The following is a 19,168-nucleotide window of genomic DNA, read 5'->3' on the forward strand; positions in this document are numbered from 1 at the left end:
AATGTTCAAGGTTCAAAGATTTAATTTATTTTTGAGCCTTGAATTTTTTAAACATAAAACATAAACAAAAATAATGGACAACCAAAATCAAAACCAAGATCCAAACAACATTAACATTCAACTAAACGAAATGGTAGCTTCAGGGGTTTATTGTAACCTTGCTTTAGTAAACCATTCTCCATCAGAGTTTGTAGTAGATTTCATCCAGCTTATGCCAGGTGTACAGCAAGCGAACGTGCGTTCAAGAGTAATTCTTGCTCCACTTCACGCTAAAAGAGTTCTTACAGCTCTTCAGCAAAATATCACAAACTACGAGCAGCAGTTCGGAGAAATCAAAGAAGTTGAGCCTTTCGTATTAGGTGGAAACAACGTACAAGCGTAAGATTTTCTCAAAATATATAAGAATGCCCCAGCGAAAGTTGGGGCATTTTTATTTGTTTTATATTATAAAATTCCTTTGCTATGCAAAGCTAAGAGACTTTTAATTCGGATACACTCCAAAAACTACAATATTTGGATCAGAAAACATTTTTACTTGATAATTATTACCACCGTAACTAAAAGGAACTACAGACCCAAAAGATGTTAGATCATCTGTTACAACAATTTCTTTTGAGTTATTTTCTGAAATCAGTTCTCTGGTAAAATTAGTATCATACCCTACATGTGACCAATTGGAAGGAAGTGTGCCAAATGATCCAATTCCTGATGGAAATCCAGAATTTACATAACCATTAGCAACAGGATTATTACTTGCATCAAGTATTTCATATCTCATGTAATATATTTTTCCGGCTCTGTAAAGTAATTCTAATTCTTCGGCAGTAGCTCCGGAGGCGCTGAAGCTAAAAGCAATGTTTTGAGGATAAATATTTGGTCCTAAACCAGAAATTGGCAAGTGTCCTATCATAGAATCAACACCAAAACCATTTGAAGCAATTGGTAGTATTAATTCGTCTGAAGCAATTGTATTGCCATATTTTAAATTTGAATGGTAGAGTAATGGATATTGACCACTATCCAAATTAAAGCCCATATAATCAGGGTAGTGCGGACTACTATCATCAATATAAGCTAAGCCTACATAAGCTTTAATTTTGATTTGAAACGGAGTGGAATGCTCAAACTTATAAATGACATCTTTACCAACCCCGGCAATATCATACGGAGATTCATATGCCAGTTGAGGATCAATAGTTTTTGAAGGATTTCCTGTTGGTTTCGTTTCATTATCACGTAAAATATCAGTTTCTGATGTGCTACAAGACAAGAGTAATACACTTACTAAAAGTACAATTGTTTTTTTCATAATATTTTGATTTAAAATCAAATATATAAAAAATAAATAATAACCCATTACATAGTGATAAAATAAATGAAAATAAATAATTTAATGTAATGTTAGTATGTGTGTTTATAATTTAATAAATTGAATTAAATACAAGATTGTTTTCAATGAATTTAGAGTTGTTGCGGTTCTTCAGCAAAACATCATAAACTACGAGCTGCAGTTCGGAGAAATCAAAAAGTTGAGTAGGTGGAAATAACGTACAAGCGTAAGGTTTTCTCAAAATATATAAGAATGCACCAGCGAAAGTTGGGGCATTTTTTTGTACAAAATATAATCATGATATTTATTTGGACGCCAAATTTCATCCGGAATTTATCCTGAGCTGTATCGAAGGGCTTCCGCTTTTTTTGTCTCCGCTTCGTTCCAGCAAAAACAGCTCCGTTCAGGCCGGGGCGCAATATTCTCATTCTTTCATTTTTAGTCAAAATTTTCATGTTATGAAACTTATTTTCATAGTCCAAAAGTGAATTATTAAGAATGATTAAAAATAATAGCTTGATGAAAATAAATGTAACTAACAATATTTCAATTTTATACCTTTGTTTAAGTTTTAGATAAAATATATGTTGAAGAATCAATTTATTATTAACAAATTCGGATTTTTGGGTGTTGATTTCTTAAAAGATCTCAACAAGCATGGAATCATCAGCAATGTAAAAGCTAAAACTGAATTAGCCAGTGAAGGGCAGAAGAATAAATTTGTCCCGTTTCTTATCAAAGGTTCAATCAGAGTATTTTCATTAAATGACGGAAGGGAGCTGATTTACTATTACGTAAGAGAAAATGATAGCTGTATGATGACATTTTCCTCTATTTTTTCTGATTATGTAAGCCGTATTTATGCAGTTGCAGAAGAAGATTCTGAGGTTTTATTGATTCCGGTTTCTGTAATGCACGATTGGTTGTTACAGTTCCCTGCAATAAACAAATTATTTTATCAGGAATATGATAGACGGTTTTCAGATGTCATGAATATGGTGAATGAAGCTGTATTTCACAAGCTCGATAAAAGAATCCTAAGCTATATCAAACAACAGATAGTATTGACTGGTAACAATCCCATCAAGCTTACCCATCGGGAAATTGCCGTCAATCTTGGTACTTCAAGAGAAGTGGTGAGCAGAGTGATGAAAAAAATTGAAAACGAAGGTGAGATTTCTCAAAGTAAGCAGGGCATCAGAATAGTGCAGTCTGAAAATGTTAGTCAGTTCTAATAAATTTGTTTTAATGATTTTATAAAGCTGATTGATAAAAACAATATCGTCGGTGACTTTTGTCACACACTTTTAAAAATTTTAGTCGATAAGTTTGTTGTATCAATTTTAATTAAAATTATATGACAAAAACTCTATTATTTTTGTCGATGATTTCTTCAGTTCTTGCCTATTCACAGGAAGATCTGCTGAAAGATATTGACACCATTTCAACAACCAACTCAACTTCGCCGCCGGCTTTCAAAGCACTTCAAATCGTTACCGGACAATCAACCAAACTCACTGCAAAAAATGAGTGGTATGTGGTTATTGCGCACCGTTTTGGAGATGTAAGCGAGGGGTTCAAAAACTTTTTTGGTCTGGATGATGCTTCTACCAAGCTTGGAGTAATTTACGGTGTAACAGACGGAATTTCATTAAGTCTTTCAAGGGAAACCAACATGAAAACTTTTGAATTCGGAGCAAAATACAAGCTTCTGAAACAAAATGATGACGTACCCGTAGATCTTGTAGGATATAATGTAATGGCATTAAACACAGATTTGGATACCGAAACTTATCCGCATCTGAAGTTTGGCGACCGGCTTTCTTATCTTACACAAGCTCTTATTTCCAGAAGGTTTAATGAGAATTTTTCTTTACAGCTGACGCCGTCTTATGTTCATAAAAATCTTTATGAGCCGAGCATTGAAAACAACAATCAATTCTTAACCGGATTAGGAGGACGATACAAAATTTCCAAAAGAATCTCAATCAATGCAGAGTATTTTGTGAATTTCGACAGTCACAGTTTCTACAAAAATCCGTTGTCATTAGGAATGGATATTGAAACAGGAGGTCACGTTTTTCAGCTGCTGTTTAGCAATTCTCAATTGAATTCTGATATTGGCTATCTGACAAACGCTACCGGAAAGTGGGATAAAGGACAGATTTTCTTTGGGTTTAATCTTTACAGAGTATTTTAAAATGAAAAAAATAATTTACATAACCAGTCTTATTCTTTTCATTACCTCTTGCGAAAGCAGAACCTATGAAGAGATTTCTGACAATACACCAATCGCAGAAACTGTAAGGTATCAAACAGACATAAAACCGATTATCGATGCCAACTGTACAGTTTGTCATTCTGCTGGAGGATCAGCTTCTTTTCAGCCATGGACAAATTATAATCAGGTAAAAACGAATATTGATAACATCATTAACCGAATTCAAAGACCCAATGGAGATCCTTTAAAAATGCCTCAAGGAGGTTCTCTGTCTCAAAATCAGATTAATCTTTTCGTTAAATGGAAAGCTGATGGTCTTATTGAAAATTAAAAGAATTGAATATGAAAAATGTAGTATTAATAATGTTTTCGTTATTGTTTAGTAATCTTGTTTTGGCTCAAAAATACAGCTCAAAAACAGGAAAAGTTACAATCGAAGCATCAATTCCTATGTTTGAAGATGTTTTTGCTCAGGATGACAATAATATTGTGGTTCTCAATGCGGATACCGGAGAAATGGCTTCTGTTTCAGTGGTGAAAAACTTCAAATTTAAAGTCAAACTGATGGAAGAGCATTTCAATGAAAGCTATGCCGAAACAGCAAAATATCCGAAGACAACTTTCAAAGGGAAGATTTTGAATTTTGATAAAACAAAGCTTAGTGAAAATCCACAAAAATTTACTGTTCAGGGAATATTAAACTTTCACGGAGTAGATAGAAATATTTCTTCCACGGCTACGATTTCTTCAAAAGACGGAAAGATTTATATGAAAGGCAATTTTATTGCTAAGTCAGCAGATTTCAAAGTAACCATCCCAAAAATGGTTATGAAAAAAGTCGCAGAAAACGTTAATGTAGAATATAATTATACCCTTGTAAAACAATGAAAAAGTTAATTTTATTCACAGTCTTCTTCTTGAGTTTGTCTTTTATATCAGCTCAGGAAAAAGCAAAATCAGTTTTTGATATTGCAAGAAGTGGTACGCTTGCAGAACTAAAAGATTTAATGAAAAAAAATCCTGATGTTATCAATGAGACCAATGAGCAGAATTATTCTCCTCTTATTTTAGCCTGTTACCGTGGAAATATGGAAGTGGTTGATTTTCTTATTGATAATGTAAAGGATATCAATTACAATTCTCCAATGGGTACTGCGCTCATGGGAGTAATATTCAAAGGTGATTTGAAATTAACTCAAAAATTATTAGACAATAAATGTGATATTAATAAAGCAGATTCTCATGGCACAACCCCTCTTATTTTTGCTGCAAAATTAGGAAATGTTGATATGGTAAAACTTCTTATAAAATATAAGGCAGAAAAAAGTATAATAGATAAAGAAGGAAAAACGGCTTTTGAATATGCTGTATTTTCAAAAAATCAAGAACTTATAAACCAACTAAAAAATAAAATATGAAAAAATTGTAATTTTTTCACTTTCATTAATCAGTTTTTTGAGCTTTGCTCAACAAAAAACTACCGGAGATATTACATTATCTCCTAATAATGGTGTTATGGCAAATTTCACTTTAAACAATACAACTTCTAAAGTAACTCTTTTGCTTAAAGGTCCTTCAGACAGATGGTTTGGATTGGGAATAGGAGTAAATGCTGGTTTCAGTATGTCTTCAGGTGATGCGTTAGTTTATTCTGCTGTTACATCTCCAATGCTCACAGACAGAAATTTCATAGGAACGCAACAGCCTCCGGTTGATGCTGTACAAGACTGGACAATTGTAAGTGATAATGTTGTTGCAGGAATAAGAACTGTAACTTTAACCAGAAACTTAACGAATTCTGATACTAATGATTTTCAGCTCCCTTATGCAACTACCAACTCAATAAGTATAGCTGGTGTAAGACCACCTACTGCAACTACAACAGTTGCTCCACATGGCGGAACCGCTAATGTAGGATATGCTACTGCTTCTTTTACGACTGTATTGGGAGTAGATGAATTGAATGCTTTAGAAGAAAACAAAGTAAAGCTTTACCCGAATCCTGCAAAAGAAACCGTAAGCTTAAAAAATGCAGATAAGATAAAGTCTATCGACATCTACGAATCTACAGGAAGAAAAGTAAGATCGGTGAAATTAGAAGGCGAAAACATCAATGTTGCTGATCTGAAATCCGGAAGTTATTATTTTGAAATGACTTTAAAAGATGGAAGTCTGACCTTTGAAAAATTAATTAAAGAATAAAATGAAGCCACTGAAAAGTGGCTTTTTTTGATTTACAGAATAATGTTATTGCGTAAATCTTTTAATTATTTTTTAACTCAACAAACTTTTATGCGATAGACATTCAACTTAAATTTGCATAAATTTTTAAAGGATGAAAAAAAGTCTTTCGATCATATTTCTACTCACAATTGTATCAGTTTTTTCACAAACTAAAATTGATACAGCACAAATTATCATTCCCAATCGATTGAATGATGCTGAAGCAAAGTCAAAACCTTATGTAATTATGATTTCCGCAGACGGTTTCAGATATGATTATGCTAAAAAATACAACGCTCAAAATCTTCTGAAATATTCAGCTCAAGGAATTCAGGCAAAAGCAATGATTCCGAGTTATCCAAGCATCACTTTTCCTAATCATTGGAGTTTGATTACCGGATTATATCCTGCGCATCATGGTTTGGTTGATAATTTCTTTTACGACTACAAATTGCAAAAGAACTATGCCATGAACAAAAAAGAAATTGTAGAAGATGGAAGCTGGTACGGCGGAACTCCACTTTGGGCGTTGGCTGAAAAACAAGGAATGATAAGTGCATCTATGCAGTGGGTGGGTTCTGCAAGTGAAGCTGGTGAAAAAAGACCAACCTATTATTATCCGTATCACGAAAAATTTAGCCCTTCAGAAAAAGTGGATAAGGTTGTCAATTGGTTGAAGCTTCCTGAAGATAAAAGACCGCACTTCATCTCTATGTATTTTCCTGAGGTGGACGGAGCTGGGCATCATTTTGGTCCCGAAGCTAAAGAAACTGAAAATGCAGTTCAGTTGGTTGATGCTGCGATTGGAGATTTAGTGGAAAAAGTAAAGCAATTAGATTTAAAAAATATCAATTTCATTTTCGTTTCAGATCACGGGATGATTCAGGTGGATGGTGGAAATCCTTTAGTAATTCCTGCGATGCTTTTTGATAAAAAAAGATTTGATTTTTACAATTCCCAGACTTTGTTGAGAGTGTATGTAAAAAATCCTGCAGACGTTAAAACTGTTTTTAAAGAATTAAAAGCGAATAAAACGAATGACTATGAAGTGTATTTAGATAAAAAACTACCGAAATATTTGCATTTTGCCACGAGAGACGATCGATACAATAGGATAGGGCAGATTCTTCTGATTCCAAAAGCTCCGAAAGTATTTCTAGAAAAAGATCAGAAAACATCTTTAGGAAAACACGGCTATGATCCAAAACTAGTTCCCGAAATGAAAGCAACATTTTTTGCTTGGGGATCCGGGTTTAAAAATAATCTAATCATTGATGAGTTTTCAAATGTGAACGTTTATCCTTTGGTTGCTGAGATTTTAGGTTTAAAACCAGAAAATAAAATTGACGGAAAGCTGAAAGTATTAAAAGAAACTTTAAAAAAATAAAGTCCCAACGGGACGACCTAACAAAGGATAGGATAAAATCCTATCAAATATATTACATTAAAAAAGCAGTATCGGCGGGTCAAAGGCCCGCCGATACTGCTTTTTTAAACATCAAGAATTAAATCGATCAGCAAACTCTTTTGCAAATTCCTCCAATTTAATCTCACCATCAACATAAGAGCCATGCTCAATAAAGTCTTTCTGAACAAGCCCAGTCCTGATTCCCAATCCCATTTCCGTATACAGCTCAGCCATTTCTTGTGGAACTCCGGCTTGAATCATTCCGTTGAGAGAATCTTCATCTTTAAATTCAACCCACGGAAGTTCAGATTTTCCGATTACATGACCAAAAGTTTTTGCTAAATCCGAAGCCGAGCGAAAATCACTCACAATATATCTCACATCTTTATCTTCAGAATATTTAACTAATTCTTCAGCAGCAGCTTTGGCGATATCAGTAGGATGAACTAATGGAACTTTTGCATTTTCAGGATAATTAGCTCCAATAATTCCCGCATTTTTAATCAAAGGAATATCGTTGAAGAAATTAATATAAAAATATCCTGCTCTTAAAAAAGTTACAGAAGTATTTTCCAAGTCATTGTAAAACTTTTCAATAAAGTGTAATCCTTTAATTGGACCATTATCTACCGGAGATTCTACACCAATACTGCTTAACATAACAATTCTTTTTACGCCTGTCTGCTTTATTGCCTCAGCATAATTTCTTCCTGCATTGATTGTATTTTCAACGATATTAGTTCCGCCCATATTTGGAGGAGTCATTAGAAATGCTGCCTCTGCTCCTTCAAATGTTTGAACTAAAAAATCTAAATCAGTAATCGAACCAATCGCTGCTTTGGCACCTAAAGATTCAATTTTGTTTTTTTTATTTTCGTTACTGCTGACAATCGTAATTTCGTGACCTTCTGTAATTAATTGTTGAGCTAATGGTTTTGCGACGTTCCCTAGAGAACCTGTAATAATAATTTTCATAAGTAAATATTTATTTTTTTGTTGTTATTTCTGAGAACAAAGGTATATTTGTACTTACTTTTATACAAGTACTTACCCTAAAGTATGTAACATGACGGCCATTAAAGAAAGTTCTACCATTCAGCAGAATAAAAAATACGCACTCGATCTTTGTCCGGTGACGTATGTTATGGAAAAAATCGGTGGATTTTGGAAACCTATTATTTTATATCATCTCTCAAACGGAGATAAAAGATACAGCGAATTAAAACGTTGTATTCCTGCAGTTACCGAAAAGATGTTGATTCAACATTTAAAACAATTGGAAGCAGACGGATTGGTGATCAGAACAGCTAAGCCGGTCATTCCTCCTCATGTAACCTATGAATTGAGTGAATCCGGAAAAGGATTAATTCCTGTCATCCATCAAATGGCAGAATGGGCTTTTAAAGATATGGACGGAAAATATAAATGTGGATAATTGGACAGAAACTTTTTTCTAAAGATCTTCAAATCATCAATAGGAATGGGCTTTAGACCATTTTCAAAATTAAAATAATCAAATTTGGCTTTAGCCAAAACCTAAAATAATTGTATTTCTTTTCTTAAATGAAATGCCTTTGTTTTCCTTTAAAACATATTCTATTAAAAAAACTTTGTCTTCCTTTGCGGTAAAGAAAATAAAAAAGACTCCCAAAAATGAGAGCCTTAGTTAAATTATATAAGAAAATCTTACAAAGATTTCATATCAATCACAAAACGATATCTCACATCGCTTTTCAGCATTCTTTCGTACGCATCGTTGATTTCCTGCATTTTAATGATTTCAATTTCAGAAACGATATTGTGTTCACCACAGAAATCAAGCATTTCCTGAGTTTCGGCAATTCCACCGATGACAGATCCTGCCACCGATTTTCTTCCCAGAATCATCGGAACTGTATTGATAATATTTTCCAGACCACCTAAATATCCAACCAAAACATGAGTTCCGTTAATATTTAAAGTTGCTATATAAGGATTCACATCATGATCATAAGGGACAGTATCGATGATCACATCAAACTTTCCGCTTACCGATTTCATTTGCTCTTTGTCTGTAGAAATTATTACGTGATCTGCACCCAACTGTTTTGCATCCTCAGATTTTCCTGGAGTCCTTGAGAATAAAGTCACTTCAGCGCCCAAGCCTTTTGCAAGCTTAATTGCCATGTGCCCTAAACCTCCTAAACCTACAACCGCAACTTTAGAATTCGGACCAACATTCCAGTGTCTTAATGGTGACCATGTTGTGATTCCTGCACAAAGAAGTGGCGCAACGGCTGCTAAATCTAAGTTTTCAGGAATTCTTAAAACGTGATCAGCATCTACCACTACTTTCTGAGAATACCCACCGAAAGTATGACCTCCCAAATGCTCATCTTTACCGTTATAAGTTCCTACAAAGCCGGTTTGGCAGTATTGTTCAAGATCTTGTTTGCAGCTTTCACATGTTCCGCAAGAATCTACGATACAACCAACTCCTGCTAAATCTCCAACTTTGAATTTAGAAACTTCACTTCCTACTTTTGTAATTCTCCCAACAATCTCATGTCCGGGAACGGCAGGATATTTTGTTCCGCCCCAATCGTTTCTTGCCGTGTGAAGATCTGAGTGACAAACACCACAAAACAGAATTTCTATTTCTACATCTTTTGGTGTTGCTTCTCTTCTTTCGATATTCATTTCTTTTAAGTCGGCTTCCTTAGATTCCGTACCGTAAGCTTTTACTGAGTATGTGTTCATTTTTTAATTTTAAGTTATTCTTCTTTATGCAAAAATCGGGACTTTTTAAGAAATATCACTTATATAAATTACTGAATCAGATACCATTTTTACTGATGCTGATCTTTTTTATTTAAAGTAAATTTTACAATGATTCGTTGTTATAAAAACAAGGTTAAAATATCATTAAAAAAGTTGCTTTTTTAGTTAAACAATCATATTTTTAAATATAAATTCATTGTACAAATGAAATCTCAGCAGAATATTGAAACGCATACTTTTCATACACCATTTGGAAAAATTTTAGCCTTGAAACAGAACGGAATCATGAAAGCCAAAAACATCCGTTATGCTTATTCTGAAAGGTTTAAAAAACCAATTGCAACAGAGCCATCAGATTCTGAAATTCTTTTTCCTGAAAAAACTCCTGTTTGTCCGCAAAACATCAGTCCGCTTTTAGAGAAAATGATTGGCAAAACCAATTTGGATGATTTTGAAGTGGATGAGTCGCCACAATTTATCTCGGTTTTACGTCCTGAAAATTTTAATGAAAAATTACCAATTATCGTATGGATTCACGGTGGTTCTTACGAAATTGGCTGTGGAGATATCGCAACCGCAGATCCTACAGATTGGGTGAAAGAACAAAATTTAATTGTTGTCACCGTTTCATATCGCTTAGGAATCTTTGGATTTTTAGGTGGAACAAAAGAAAGACCAGCCAATTTAGGATTGTTTGACATCATTGAAGGTTTGAAATGGATAAAAACAAATATCTCAAGTTTTGGAGGTGATGCAGAAAATATTACTCTTTTCGGACAGTCGTCCGGAGGTGATGCGATTGCTCATCTGATGGCATCCGAAGGAATCGAAAATTTATTTAAAAGAGTCATTATTCACAGTGCGCCGTTAGGTTTAAGGCAAAACAGAAGTAAAATGTCTATGGAATTTTTAGGTAATACTAAAAGTTTCGATGAAAAATCTGATGCTGTAGAGATGATAGAAAACTACAAAAATAATCTCCCGTCTTTTATAAAATATGGTTTAAAAGCTGCAATGCCATTCGGAACTCAATATGGTTTTCCGCCATTGTGTAACGAAAGTGAAGTGGAAGAAAAATGGAAGCATAATGCTAAAAATATCGATGTTTTAATTGGTTTAAATGACGAAGAAACTTCATTTTATTTAAAAGCTTCAGACAATTTAAATAAATATTTGCCGAAAAGAATCATTAATAGAGCAATCCGGACGACTACTGAAATTATATACGGAAAACCTGCTAAAGATTTTGCTGAAAATTATGCTGAAGCAGGAGGAAATGTTTATTTATTCCGCATTCATCCGCGTCTGACTGAAAATTATTTTATGGGAGCACATGCCATTGATCTTCCTTTTATTTTTGGGAATGAATCTGCCTGGAAAAATGCAGGAATTTTAAAAAATATTCCCTGGAAATATATTAATGAAAACGGTAAAAAATTAAGAAAGCTTTGGGCAGAATTTGCCCAAAGCGGTAGTATATCTGATGATTCTGAAAGACCTGAGATTTTAGTTCTCCGAAAGATTTAGTTTTGATTTAAAACGCAAATGACACGAATGTTTTTCACAAATAGCACAAGTAAATTAGTGAAATTCGTGTAAAAAATCTATTTCGGGATCCAAACACTCACATTTCCAGCAGGAACAGGGAAATTCCCCCAACCGTTTTCATCAATAGTTACCTTATCTTCAAATCTTCCAAGAAAATCATAAAAAGTTTTACCGATATATTTTTCACCCATTTCCATTGGCTTTTCGTAAGCGTCTTTATTGCTCAACACAATAGCGCAACCTTGATGTTCATCATCGCCTTCACGAGTCCAGCCTAGACAATTGGCGTCTTCAAAATAGTCTCTCTGAATTCCGTAGGCATTTTCTTTTCTGGCTTTCAAAAGCTCTTCGATACCATCTACTTTATCTAAAAATATTTCCTGCTCGTTTCCTTCACGGTCATTATCTTTATAACTTGCGCCATACAAATCGGGATAAAAAATACACGGATAGCCATTTTCTCTAAGCAAAATCAATGCATACGCCAAGGGTTTAAACCAGGTTTCAACCGGAGCTTCCAAATCCTGTAAAGGTTGTGTGTCATGATTATCTACAATGCTTACAGAATGCAAAGGGTCTGATGCCGTTAGTGTCTCATCAAAAATTCTTCGCAAATCATAAGAACCGCCTTCGTTGGATGCGGTGTGAAAATTGTTATGAAGCGAACTGTCAAATAAGCTCATGCAACCTTCTGTGGCTTCAATATATTTTTGGAGTAAATTTAATTGTCCGGGAGCCCAATATTCGCCGACTGCAAAGATATTTTTACCGGAATTCGTACGCAACATCGTCAACCATTCTTTATAAAAATCATAAGAGATATGCTTTAAAGCATCTAGTCTTACGCCGTCAAAATCGGTTTGGTCAAAATACCATTTTGCCCAATTATTAAGCTCTTCTCGTACGTGAGGATTTCTGTGTTCAACATCGTTAAACATTAGATAATCGTAATTTCCTTTTTCATCATCGATCATTTCTTCCCAGTCATTTCCGTACTCAGACTGTATTTTGTAAATATGAGAATCTTTTCCTTCGGCATAATCAACACCGCTGAAACAGGTGAAATTCCATTCAAAGTCAGAATATTTTTTTCCTCTTCCGGGAAAGGTGAATTTTGTATACGACTGAATATCTGAAAACTCTGAAATGATTTTTTCGCGATTGTTTTCGTCTACTTTTGCTGCTTTAAAGGTTTCAAGCTCGTCACCGCCGGCTTTATGACCTAACACAATGTCAACGATAACCTGTATGTTCTCTTTTTTTAATGCCTTAATTGAGTTGATGTAATCCTGCTTGGTTCCGTATTTTGTAGGAATACTGTTTTTTTGGTCAAATTCCCCCAAATCATAGAGATCGTACGCATCATATCCTACAGAGTATCCTCCGTTTGTTCCTTTATAAGCGGGCGGAAACCAAACTGATGTGATTCCTAATTCTGATAAATGTTTTGCCTCTTTTTCGGCATGTTTCCATAGCACCCCGTCTCCGTCACTGTACCAATGGAAAAATTGAATCATTGTCTGGTTCATAGTTTATTGTATTTGGTAGTATAATTTAATGAAAATTATTGCTAATCTTCGAATTCCTCAAAACGAATTTTAAGCTGAACAGAAATCTGCTTTTTTTCTTCGGTATTGAGATGAGATAACGACAGACCCAATAATCGTACCGCTTTATCGTAAGGACGGAGCTCCCAAAGCTTTTTTGAAGTTTTAAAGTATTGCTCAGGAGAGCTGAAATATTCTTCTTTTGTGATGCTTCTTGTGAATAGTGAGAAATCTTTATATTTTATTTTTAAGGTCAAAGATCTTCCCATGATATTGTTTTTCGTCAATCTCTGATGAAGTTCTTCGCTTAAGCTCTCAAGTTTTTCGTCAATTTGCTGCTCATCAGAAAGATCTTCAAAAAAAGTTCTTTCTACTGCAACACTTTTTTGAATTCTATGAGGTTTCACTTCAGAATGATGGATACCACGTACGACATCATAATAATATTTTCCCGACTTACCGAAAAGTCTCGTTAAATCTTCCAGCGATCTTTTCTTTAAATCTTTTCCCTTATAAATTGCCAGACTAAACATTTTGTTGGCAGTAACTTTTCCCACACCGTGAAATTTTTCTACAGGAAGTTCTTCCAGAAATTTTTCAATTTTTTCGGGATGAATGGTTTTTTGTCCGTTGGGTTTATTGATGTCGGAGGCGACTTTAGCTAAAAATTTATTAACTGAAATTCCTGCAGAGGCTGTCAAACCAGTCTTTTCAAAGATTTTCTGGCGGATTTCTTTGGCAATCTGATTGGCAGAATCTATGTCTTTTTTATTTTCGGTAACATCAAGATAGGCTTCATCTAAAGAAAGCGGTTCTACCAAATCCGTATATTCATGAAAAATCTCACGAATCATTCTTGAAATCTCTTTATACCTCGGGAATCTTGGCGGAACAAAAATAAGATGCGGACATTTTTCTTTTGCCGTTTTACTAGGCATTGCAGAGCGCACACCATATTTTCTCGCTTCATAACTTGCCGCAGAAACTACACCTCGATGCCCACCGCCCACTGCAATGGCTTTTCCGCGAAGTGCAGGATTGTCATGCTGCTCCACAGAAGCATAGAATGCATCCATATCGACATGAATTATTTTGCGTTGGGGAAAAGCCATTGCTACAAAATTACTGACAATTATTTACAAGAAGGTAAAATATTTTAGCATCAATTTTAATGTTGAATAGAGTTGTTTAAAAAAGAAGACTTTATAGAAGCTTACAAACGAAGTTCTTAATCACACAAAAAAAATTCCGATTGATGCAACCGGAATTTTCGAGTTTTAAATAATATATTCAATCTGAATCTATTATTTTGAAATGCAAGAACAAGTGTCTGCATCGAAAACATCTACATCACCAATGTCACCTTTTTGAGCAAAATTGTAAATAGGCGGATTATAATCTACAAATAAATCTGATGAAGGAGCTGATGTTAAAGTATTTCCTGCATATTTGATACCTTGTAAACCGTAAACTCTTCCGGGACTGACGGATGCAGCTTCTAAATAATTTCCACTTGCCCAGATGAATTCTTCACATTTTACAGGCGTTTTATCATCGCCTACAAAAGCGAAATCTACACCTCCGGCGGCATTTTTTCCGGTGAAACCACCCACGAAATATTGAGTATTAGAATTCCAGCTACTTCCAATTTTATTATAACTGAAAGACATAGCATTGTGTGGGTCTCCTCTTTCCGCTAAAATCATCTTTTGAGTGTCGGCAGAAAATTCAATGTCTGTAATAGATTCTGCAACGCCAGGAAGATTAGGGATTTCTAATACCGGAGCGGAGGTAGGCATATTTCCACCGGAATTTAAAGTGATAGAATACAGATTTCTATTAGCAAGCGTGGTAACGGGTGTGGTAATTCTGGGAAAATAAACTTTTACTTTTCCGCTTTCATAATTTACCCCGATTCCCCATATTCTTTCATCCTGTACAGTAATGTCGGGAGTACCAGAATCTACAGAAAAAGGATCATAGGTTTGAAGTATGGTGCCGGTCATGGAGATTCTGTAAATTTTTCCATCATCAAGATTGGTGGCAAAAAGCTGATTGTTTATTTTATCATAAGCTACATTTCCTATCCCGTTTAAACTTCCTGCAGAGCTGGCGTACGACATTGGCAAATCTACAAATGATGATGTCGAATAGCTTCCCGCCGTAGCTTTGTAGATTCTACCCGGATTTGTATTTTGATAAGGGGTATTCAAAAAGTTTTGCCCGTAAACTCCTGATGCTGCAAGATAAATATTTGAATTTTTGTCCATCGCAATCCCAAAGATTCTTCCCAGCTTACCCAGAGTCCAATCTGCTGGTTTTGTAATTTTTCCTCCAGTGCCAAGAGCGGGTGCCCAATCTGTTCCTAATGGTGCTGAAGCGTTGTTTCTGGTGTCATAAATTGCACCCACAAAATCGGTGGGATTATCTGCATTATAAGTGACAACAGTAATTCCGGATTGCTCGGTATTGTTTCCTAATGGCTCACATTGGGTTACATATTCGCAAGTTTCTTTGTCGCAGCTGATGAGTAGTGAAACACTCATTGCGGCTATTATTTTTATATTGAATATTTTCATGGATTTAAATTTTTTGAGAAATGAAACACTCTATTCTTTTCAGGTTAATAATGAAATGTTTATAAGTGTCTCATTGATTAGATTAATAATTTTCTACACATAAGATTTTGAATTCTGTTCTGCGGTTGATTCTGTGTTCTTCTTCGGAACACGCAACATTGTCTGAACAGCGGTTGAGCAATTCTGTTTCGCCTGCGCCGCGGGAAACCAATCGGCTTCTTTCGATACCATGACTAACGATATAGCTGACACTAGAATCGGCTCTTCTCTGAGATAGTTTTTGGTTATAAGCATTGCTCGCTCTGGAGTCAGTATGCGAAGATAGTTCTACCTTGATTTTGGATTTTTCTTCATTAAATTCACAACATAATTTAGATCTGCCTCTGATGATTTTAAAATATCTGATTTATCTAAATTAAAATTGATGTTATTTAGTATGATTGCCTTGCCACAAGGATCTACACAAACTTCAAATTTTATAAATAATGATTTTGTTCTGTCGTAAGCTGCTGTATTTATTTCTACTTCATTTGAAAAATATCCGTCTTTGTTTCCTTTAATAGAATAAGCTGTATTTTTACTGATGTTGAAAATATATTCTCCTAAAGCAGAAGAGATTGTATTTTTCTTCGTGTTGGAAACCAGATGCGACAATTCTATATTTGCTCCTTCAATGGTTTTTGTGGTATTGCATTCGAAGACTTGGCCTTTCAGAACAAAATTATCGTCTGTATACAGGATTTCTTTCTGAATAACTCCACCATTTGCTTTACACTGATCAAATTCTGCCTGTGAAATTTTGCTTTCCTGCAAATTGACGCTGTAGAGTCTACCTTTTACAGAATAGTCTCCTGCCGATACATTATCAAAGACAACGACACCAAAGCTGTTAGTTTTACCAGATTCTACAATCGTTCCGTCTTGTCTTTGTAATACGACATCAGTATGATCAAGAACTTCTCCGCTTAGCTTATCTTTAGCTGTGACTGATATTTTACACCCACATGTATTACAGGTTGCTGCGCACATTGGTGGCTCATGTACTTTGTGGCAAACGTTGCACAATTGGCAGGTAGTACATTTTTCTTTTTTTGGAAATCTCAAAGTTACCCCTGCATAAACGCCTGTAGAATTGATATTGCAATTGCATGCTTTATCTCTGAATTTTGGTTCTAATGCCAGGTTATTTGCTCCTTCATCGTTTGTAAAACTGTAATAACTTGAAGAATAGCCTATGCTCGGATCAATTAATTCAGGAACTTTAAAATGATTAATATGGTAAATGCCTAAATGCAGACCTAATGATTTCGTGATAAAATAATTGTACTGTAATGATGCTTTACCAGAGAAAATGTTTTTTGCGTCATATCCTGCGTGCTGATTGAGTGCAATATTCATCGGTGTAGGAACCATCGGAATTGTTCCGTCAAGCATTGTGTATCCTCCTTTAATATTAGAAATTCCGCCTCTCAGTTTTAATTCAAGATTCCATTTGTCATTTTTTTTGTATCTCAAATTGGGTCCGATTCCTAAAAAAGTACGGGATATATAGTTTTCCATTAAATGAAATTGATTCACCGTAAAACTGCTGTATATAACATTTTCCGTGGGATAAGTGTTTTTAGGATTATTAACTAAATAATCGAAGTCTACCCCAATTCCCCACCAACGATTAAAATAATAGTCAAGACTTCCGCCGGCCATCCAGTTTCCTTTATAATCAATGTATGGAGTGTTGTTATCATAAATAGGAATGGCATCATAACCACCTCTCAGAGATATTTGAAATCCTCTGTTGATGTCATTAGTAGAACTTAAACTTGCAGTTTGTCCGAAAAAATAGGTGAAACAAAACTGAAGTAATACTATAAGTAAGATTTTCTTTTCATTTTTTTTAATTTAATTGTGTGATATTGCTTACGAAATCAGCGTTTTTCCCCACTTTAGCATCTTTCAATTCAAAATAAATCGTGTGATTTGCTGTGAGGGTCTGCTCCTTGATAATCCACATGAAGTTGCCATTGTTTTCTGTCACAAAAATCAGATAGCATTGCATTCCCACAGGAAATTTGCCGTATGTTGTTCCCAGTGCGTTAGGGATATTTTTTGTCAGAATGAATATTTGAGAAGCACTTCCGTAACCGGCGGGAACGTTTGCGGTGATGGTTGTTTTCGGATCAGGATAATTAAAAAATTTATCACAATTATACCATCCGAATCCCGGAATAGTCAATACATATTTATTAGGATTTAATTGGGTGTTGGTAACAACATCCCAATTGTTTGCGGGTTCCCATGTTAAAGCGTTGTTAGATATTATACCATTGAAAGCCTGCATTCCGGCAACAGTACCTCCTGAATTAGCGGTCGAAGTTTCGATGATAATAGGGCATGTTGTGGTTAATGTATTTCCATCTTTTTAATATTAACATAAAACTCACCACCTGATAAAAGCATTTCCTGTTCGTTCGGTGATTTTATTCCCATCGTAGGCTTGTTAGATGCGATCATTTTTGCACGATCGTACATTTCTACAAATTCAAGAATAACAGTTCCGGTGACAGGAGCTCCATTTAATCTGAGACATGTTCCGTTCACCTTCACTGTCGTTCCTCGGGATGAGGTGTACATGTAGTTGGGAAGTGAAGAATCAAAATGGGCAAATGCCTTTTCGCTTGTAAGTCCTTCTTCGAATAATGCGTTCAGCCTCTGTGCAGAAGGTGGCGTTATACTATCATCTATGGTAATGTCTTTGTTGGTACATTGGAAAAATAATCCTGATAAGATGATTCCTTTTAATAATAAGTTGAAATTTTTCATTGGTTTTAGTTTAAATGTTTCAACAAATTTTAAGATAATTTTAACATAAAAAAATCCCTAATTATAGGGAGTAAGAGCAATCGCAGAAAATTGTAAAATCAATTATTAAAAATTTTTGTAATACCAGGAAATTGCTTCTCCCAAAGAGGAAATATGCAGTTTTTCGTAGATGTGTTTAGTATGTGTGTTGATGGTAGAGTAGCTCACTCCCAATCTGTCGGCAACCATTTTGTAGCTCAAACCTTCAGAAAGATATTTGAGTACTTCATTTTCTTTTGGAGTGAGAATTTCTTCTGTTTTTTCGGAAGAAAGTATTCCATTACCTTTTTGGCAATAGCGGGGTTCATAGATGCGCCGCCTTCGTAGACTTCTTCTATTGCCTGTAAAATTCTTTTGGGGTTGTCTGATTTTAGAATGTAACCGCTTGCCCCGTTAGATATTGATCGGAATATTTTGTCGCTGTCATCAAATGCCGTCTGTATCAGTACTTTTATCTGTGGATGATGAGATTTTATCAATTTAAGACCTTCAATTCCGTCAACTTTTGGCATATTGATATCCATTAAAATAACATCCGGAAAATATTCCTGCATATTGCTCAACACGCTTTCACAACAATCTGCATCACCTACATACGACATATTATCACTTAGAGAGATAAGCGCTTTTAGACTTTGCAGTCTTTCGGGATTGTCGTCATATGCGAATATTCTAATCATGATTTAAAAAAAA

The 19,168-nt window shown here is 34.9% G+C and carries 22 protein-coding genes; 10 read left to right on the forward strand and 12 right to left on the reverse strand.

Annotation, left to right across the window (positions count from 1 at the left end; genetic code table 11):
• Window positions 1-73 precede the first annotated feature (73 nt).
• Window positions 74-382: a DUF3467 domain-containing protein gene (locus tag EAG08_RS14095; protein WP_073291426.1), complete on the forward strand. Its 309-nt coding sequence runs from the start codon at window positions 74-76 to the stop codon at window positions 380-382.
• 99 nt (window positions 383-481) lie between these two features.
• On the opposite strand, the gene EAG08_RS14100 is transcribed toward EAG08_RS14095, so the two are convergent.
• Window positions 482-1,309 (reverse strand): hypothetical protein, encoded by an 828-nt coding sequence (locus EAG08_RS14100; protein ID WP_129535987.1) that lies wholly within the window; start codon window positions 1,307-1,309, stop codon window positions 482-484.
• Between the two features lie 605 nt (window positions 1,310-1,914).
• Here EAG08_RS14100 and EAG08_RS14110 point away from each other — a divergent pair.
• From EAG08_RS14110 to EAG08_RS14140, 7 genes are all read left to right on the forward strand, one after another.
• Window positions 1,915-2,565 (forward strand): Crp/Fnr family transcriptional regulator, encoded by a 651-nt coding sequence (locus EAG08_RS14110; protein WP_129535988.1) that lies wholly within the window; start codon window positions 1,915-1,917, stop codon window positions 2,563-2,565.
• Between the two features lie 122 nt (window positions 2,566-2,687).
• Entirely contained in the window at window positions 2,688-3,530 is an 843-nt protein-coding gene (locus EAG08_RS14115; RefSeq protein ID WP_129535989.1) for a DUF5777 family beta-barrel protein, read from the forward strand.
• Window position 3,531: 1 nt separating this feature from the next.
• Window positions 3,532-3,882, forward strand: a complete 351-nt coding sequence (locus EAG08_RS14120) for a hypothetical protein (protein WP_129535990.1) — start codon at window positions 3,532-3,534, stop codon at window positions 3,880-3,882.
• Between the two features lie 11 nt (window positions 3,883-3,893).
• A complete protein-coding gene (locus EAG08_RS14125) occupies window positions 3,894-4,439 on the forward strand; it encodes a YceI family protein (RefSeq protein WP_129535991.1) in 546 nt (181 codons plus the stop codon).
• On the forward strand, window positions 4,436-4,969 hold the full coding sequence (locus tag EAG08_RS14130) for an ankyrin repeat domain-containing protein (protein WP_129535992.1): 534 nt from the start codon (window positions 4,436-4,438) through the stop codon (window positions 4,967-4,969). Before EAG08_RS14125 ends, EAG08_RS14130 begins: the two co-directional genes overlap by 4 nt.
• 37 nt (window positions 4,970-5,006) lie before the next feature.
• Window positions 5,007-5,753: a T9SS type A sorting domain-containing protein gene (locus tag EAG08_RS14135; protein WP_129535993.1), complete on the forward strand. Its 747-nt coding sequence runs from the start codon at window positions 5,007-5,009 to the stop codon at window positions 5,751-5,753.
• Window positions 5,754-5,886: 133 nt separating this feature from the next.
• Window positions 5,887-7,161, forward strand: coding sequence for an ectonucleotide pyrophosphatase/phosphodiesterase (locus tag EAG08_RS14140; RefSeq protein ID WP_129535994.1), 1,275 nt, complete (start codon window positions 5,887-5,889; stop codon window positions 7,159-7,161).
• A gap of 111 nt (window positions 7,162-7,272) precedes the next feature.
• On the opposite strand, the gene EAG08_RS14145 is transcribed toward EAG08_RS14140, so the two are convergent.
• The gene (locus EAG08_RS14145; RefSeq protein ID WP_129535995.1) at window positions 7,273-8,157 is read right to left on the reverse strand and encodes an SDR family oxidoreductase; all 885 of its coding nucleotides are present in this window, start codon (window positions 8,155-8,157) and stop codon (window positions 7,273-7,275) included.
• Between the two features lie 91 nt (window positions 8,158-8,248).
• Here EAG08_RS14145 and EAG08_RS14150 point away from each other — a divergent pair, with 91 nt between their 5' ends.
• A complete protein-coding gene (locus EAG08_RS14150) occupies window positions 8,249-8,617 on the forward strand; it encodes a winged helix-turn-helix transcriptional regulator (RefSeq protein ID WP_129535996.1) in 369 nt (122 codons plus the stop codon).
• A gap of 251 nt (window positions 8,618-8,868) precedes the next feature.
• Here the strand turns inward: EAG08_RS14150 and EAG08_RS14155 are convergent, their stop codons facing one another.
• On the reverse strand, window positions 8,869-9,921 hold the full coding sequence (locus EAG08_RS14155; protein ID WP_129535997.1) for an NAD(P)-dependent alcohol dehydrogenase: 1,053 nt from the start codon (window positions 9,919-9,921) through the stop codon (window positions 8,869-8,871).
• A gap of 225 nt (window positions 9,922-10,146) precedes the next feature.
• On the opposite strand from EAG08_RS14155, the gene EAG08_RS14160 reads away from it, so the two are divergent.
• Entirely contained in the window at window positions 10,147-11,469 is a 1,323-nt protein-coding gene (locus EAG08_RS14160; protein WP_129535998.1) for a carboxylesterase family protein, read from the forward strand.
• Window positions 11,470-11,546: 77 nt separating this feature from the next.
• Here EAG08_RS14160 and EAG08_RS14165 read toward each other — a convergent pair whose 3' ends face one another.
• From EAG08_RS14165 to EAG08_RS22225, 9 genes are all read right to left on the reverse strand, one after another.
• Window positions 11,547-13,019 (reverse strand): alpha-amylase, encoded by a 1,473-nt coding sequence (locus EAG08_RS14165; protein WP_129535999.1) that lies wholly within the window; start codon window positions 13,017-13,019, stop codon window positions 11,547-11,549.
• A gap of 41 nt (window positions 13,020-13,060) precedes the next feature.
• Window positions 13,061-14,113 carry a DNA polymerase IV gene (gene dinB, locus EAG08_RS14170; RefSeq protein ID WP_262696741.1) on the reverse strand — a complete coding sequence of 351 codons (1,053 nt, stop codon included), beginning with the start codon at window positions 14,111-14,113 and terminating at the stop codon, window positions 13,061-13,063.
• Between the two features lie 228 nt (window positions 14,114-14,341).
• On the reverse strand, window positions 14,342-15,583 hold the full coding sequence (locus tag EAG08_RS14175) for a hypothetical protein (protein WP_129536001.1): 1,242 nt from the start codon (window positions 15,581-15,583) through the stop codon (window positions 14,342-14,344).
• Window positions 15,584-15,698: 115 nt separating this feature from the next.
• On the reverse strand, window positions 15,699-16,022 hold the full coding sequence (locus EAG08_RS23150) for an OmpA family protein (protein WP_129537273.1): 324 nt from the start codon (window positions 16,020-16,022) through the stop codon (window positions 15,699-15,701).
• The gene (locus EAG08_RS14185) at window positions 15,944-17,320 is read right to left on the reverse strand and encodes a carboxypeptidase-like regulatory domain-containing protein (protein ID WP_129536002.1); all 1,377 of its coding nucleotides are present in this window, start codon (window positions 17,318-17,320) and stop codon (window positions 15,944-15,946) included. The genes EAG08_RS23150 and EAG08_RS14185 overlap by 79 nt, the downstream gene beginning before the upstream one ends.
• Before the next feature lie 190 nt (window positions 17,321-17,510).
• On the reverse strand, window positions 17,511-17,954 hold the full coding sequence (locus EAG08_RS14190; protein WP_129536003.1) for a hypothetical protein: 444 nt from the start codon (window positions 17,952-17,954) through the stop codon (window positions 17,511-17,513).
• A gap of 62 nt (window positions 17,955-18,016) precedes the next feature.
• Complete coding sequence (locus EAG08_RS14195; RefSeq protein ID WP_129536004.1) at window positions 18,017-18,436, reverse strand: hypothetical protein; 420 nt, start codon at window positions 18,434-18,436, stop codon at window positions 18,017-18,019.
• Window positions 18,437-18,541: 105 nt separating this feature from the next.
• Window positions 18,542-18,664 carry a LuxR C-terminal-related transcriptional regulator gene (locus tag EAG08_RS22220; RefSeq protein WP_262696742.1) on the reverse strand — a complete coding sequence of 41 codons (123 nt, stop codon included), beginning with the start codon at window positions 18,662-18,664 and terminating at the stop codon, window positions 18,542-18,544.
• Between the two features lie 8 nt (window positions 18,665-18,672).
• Window positions 18,673-19,155, reverse strand: coding sequence for a response regulator transcription factor (locus EAG08_RS22225; protein WP_228446582.1), 483 nt, complete (start codon window positions 19,153-19,155; stop codon window positions 18,673-18,675).
• Between the last annotated feature and the right edge of the window lie 13 nt (window positions 19,156-19,168).

The organism is Chryseobacterium sp. 3008163, from assembly GCF_003669035.1.
In the GTDB taxonomy this organism is placed as follows: domain Bacteria; phylum Bacteroidota; class Bacteroidia; order Flavobacteriales; family Weeksellaceae; genus Chryseobacterium.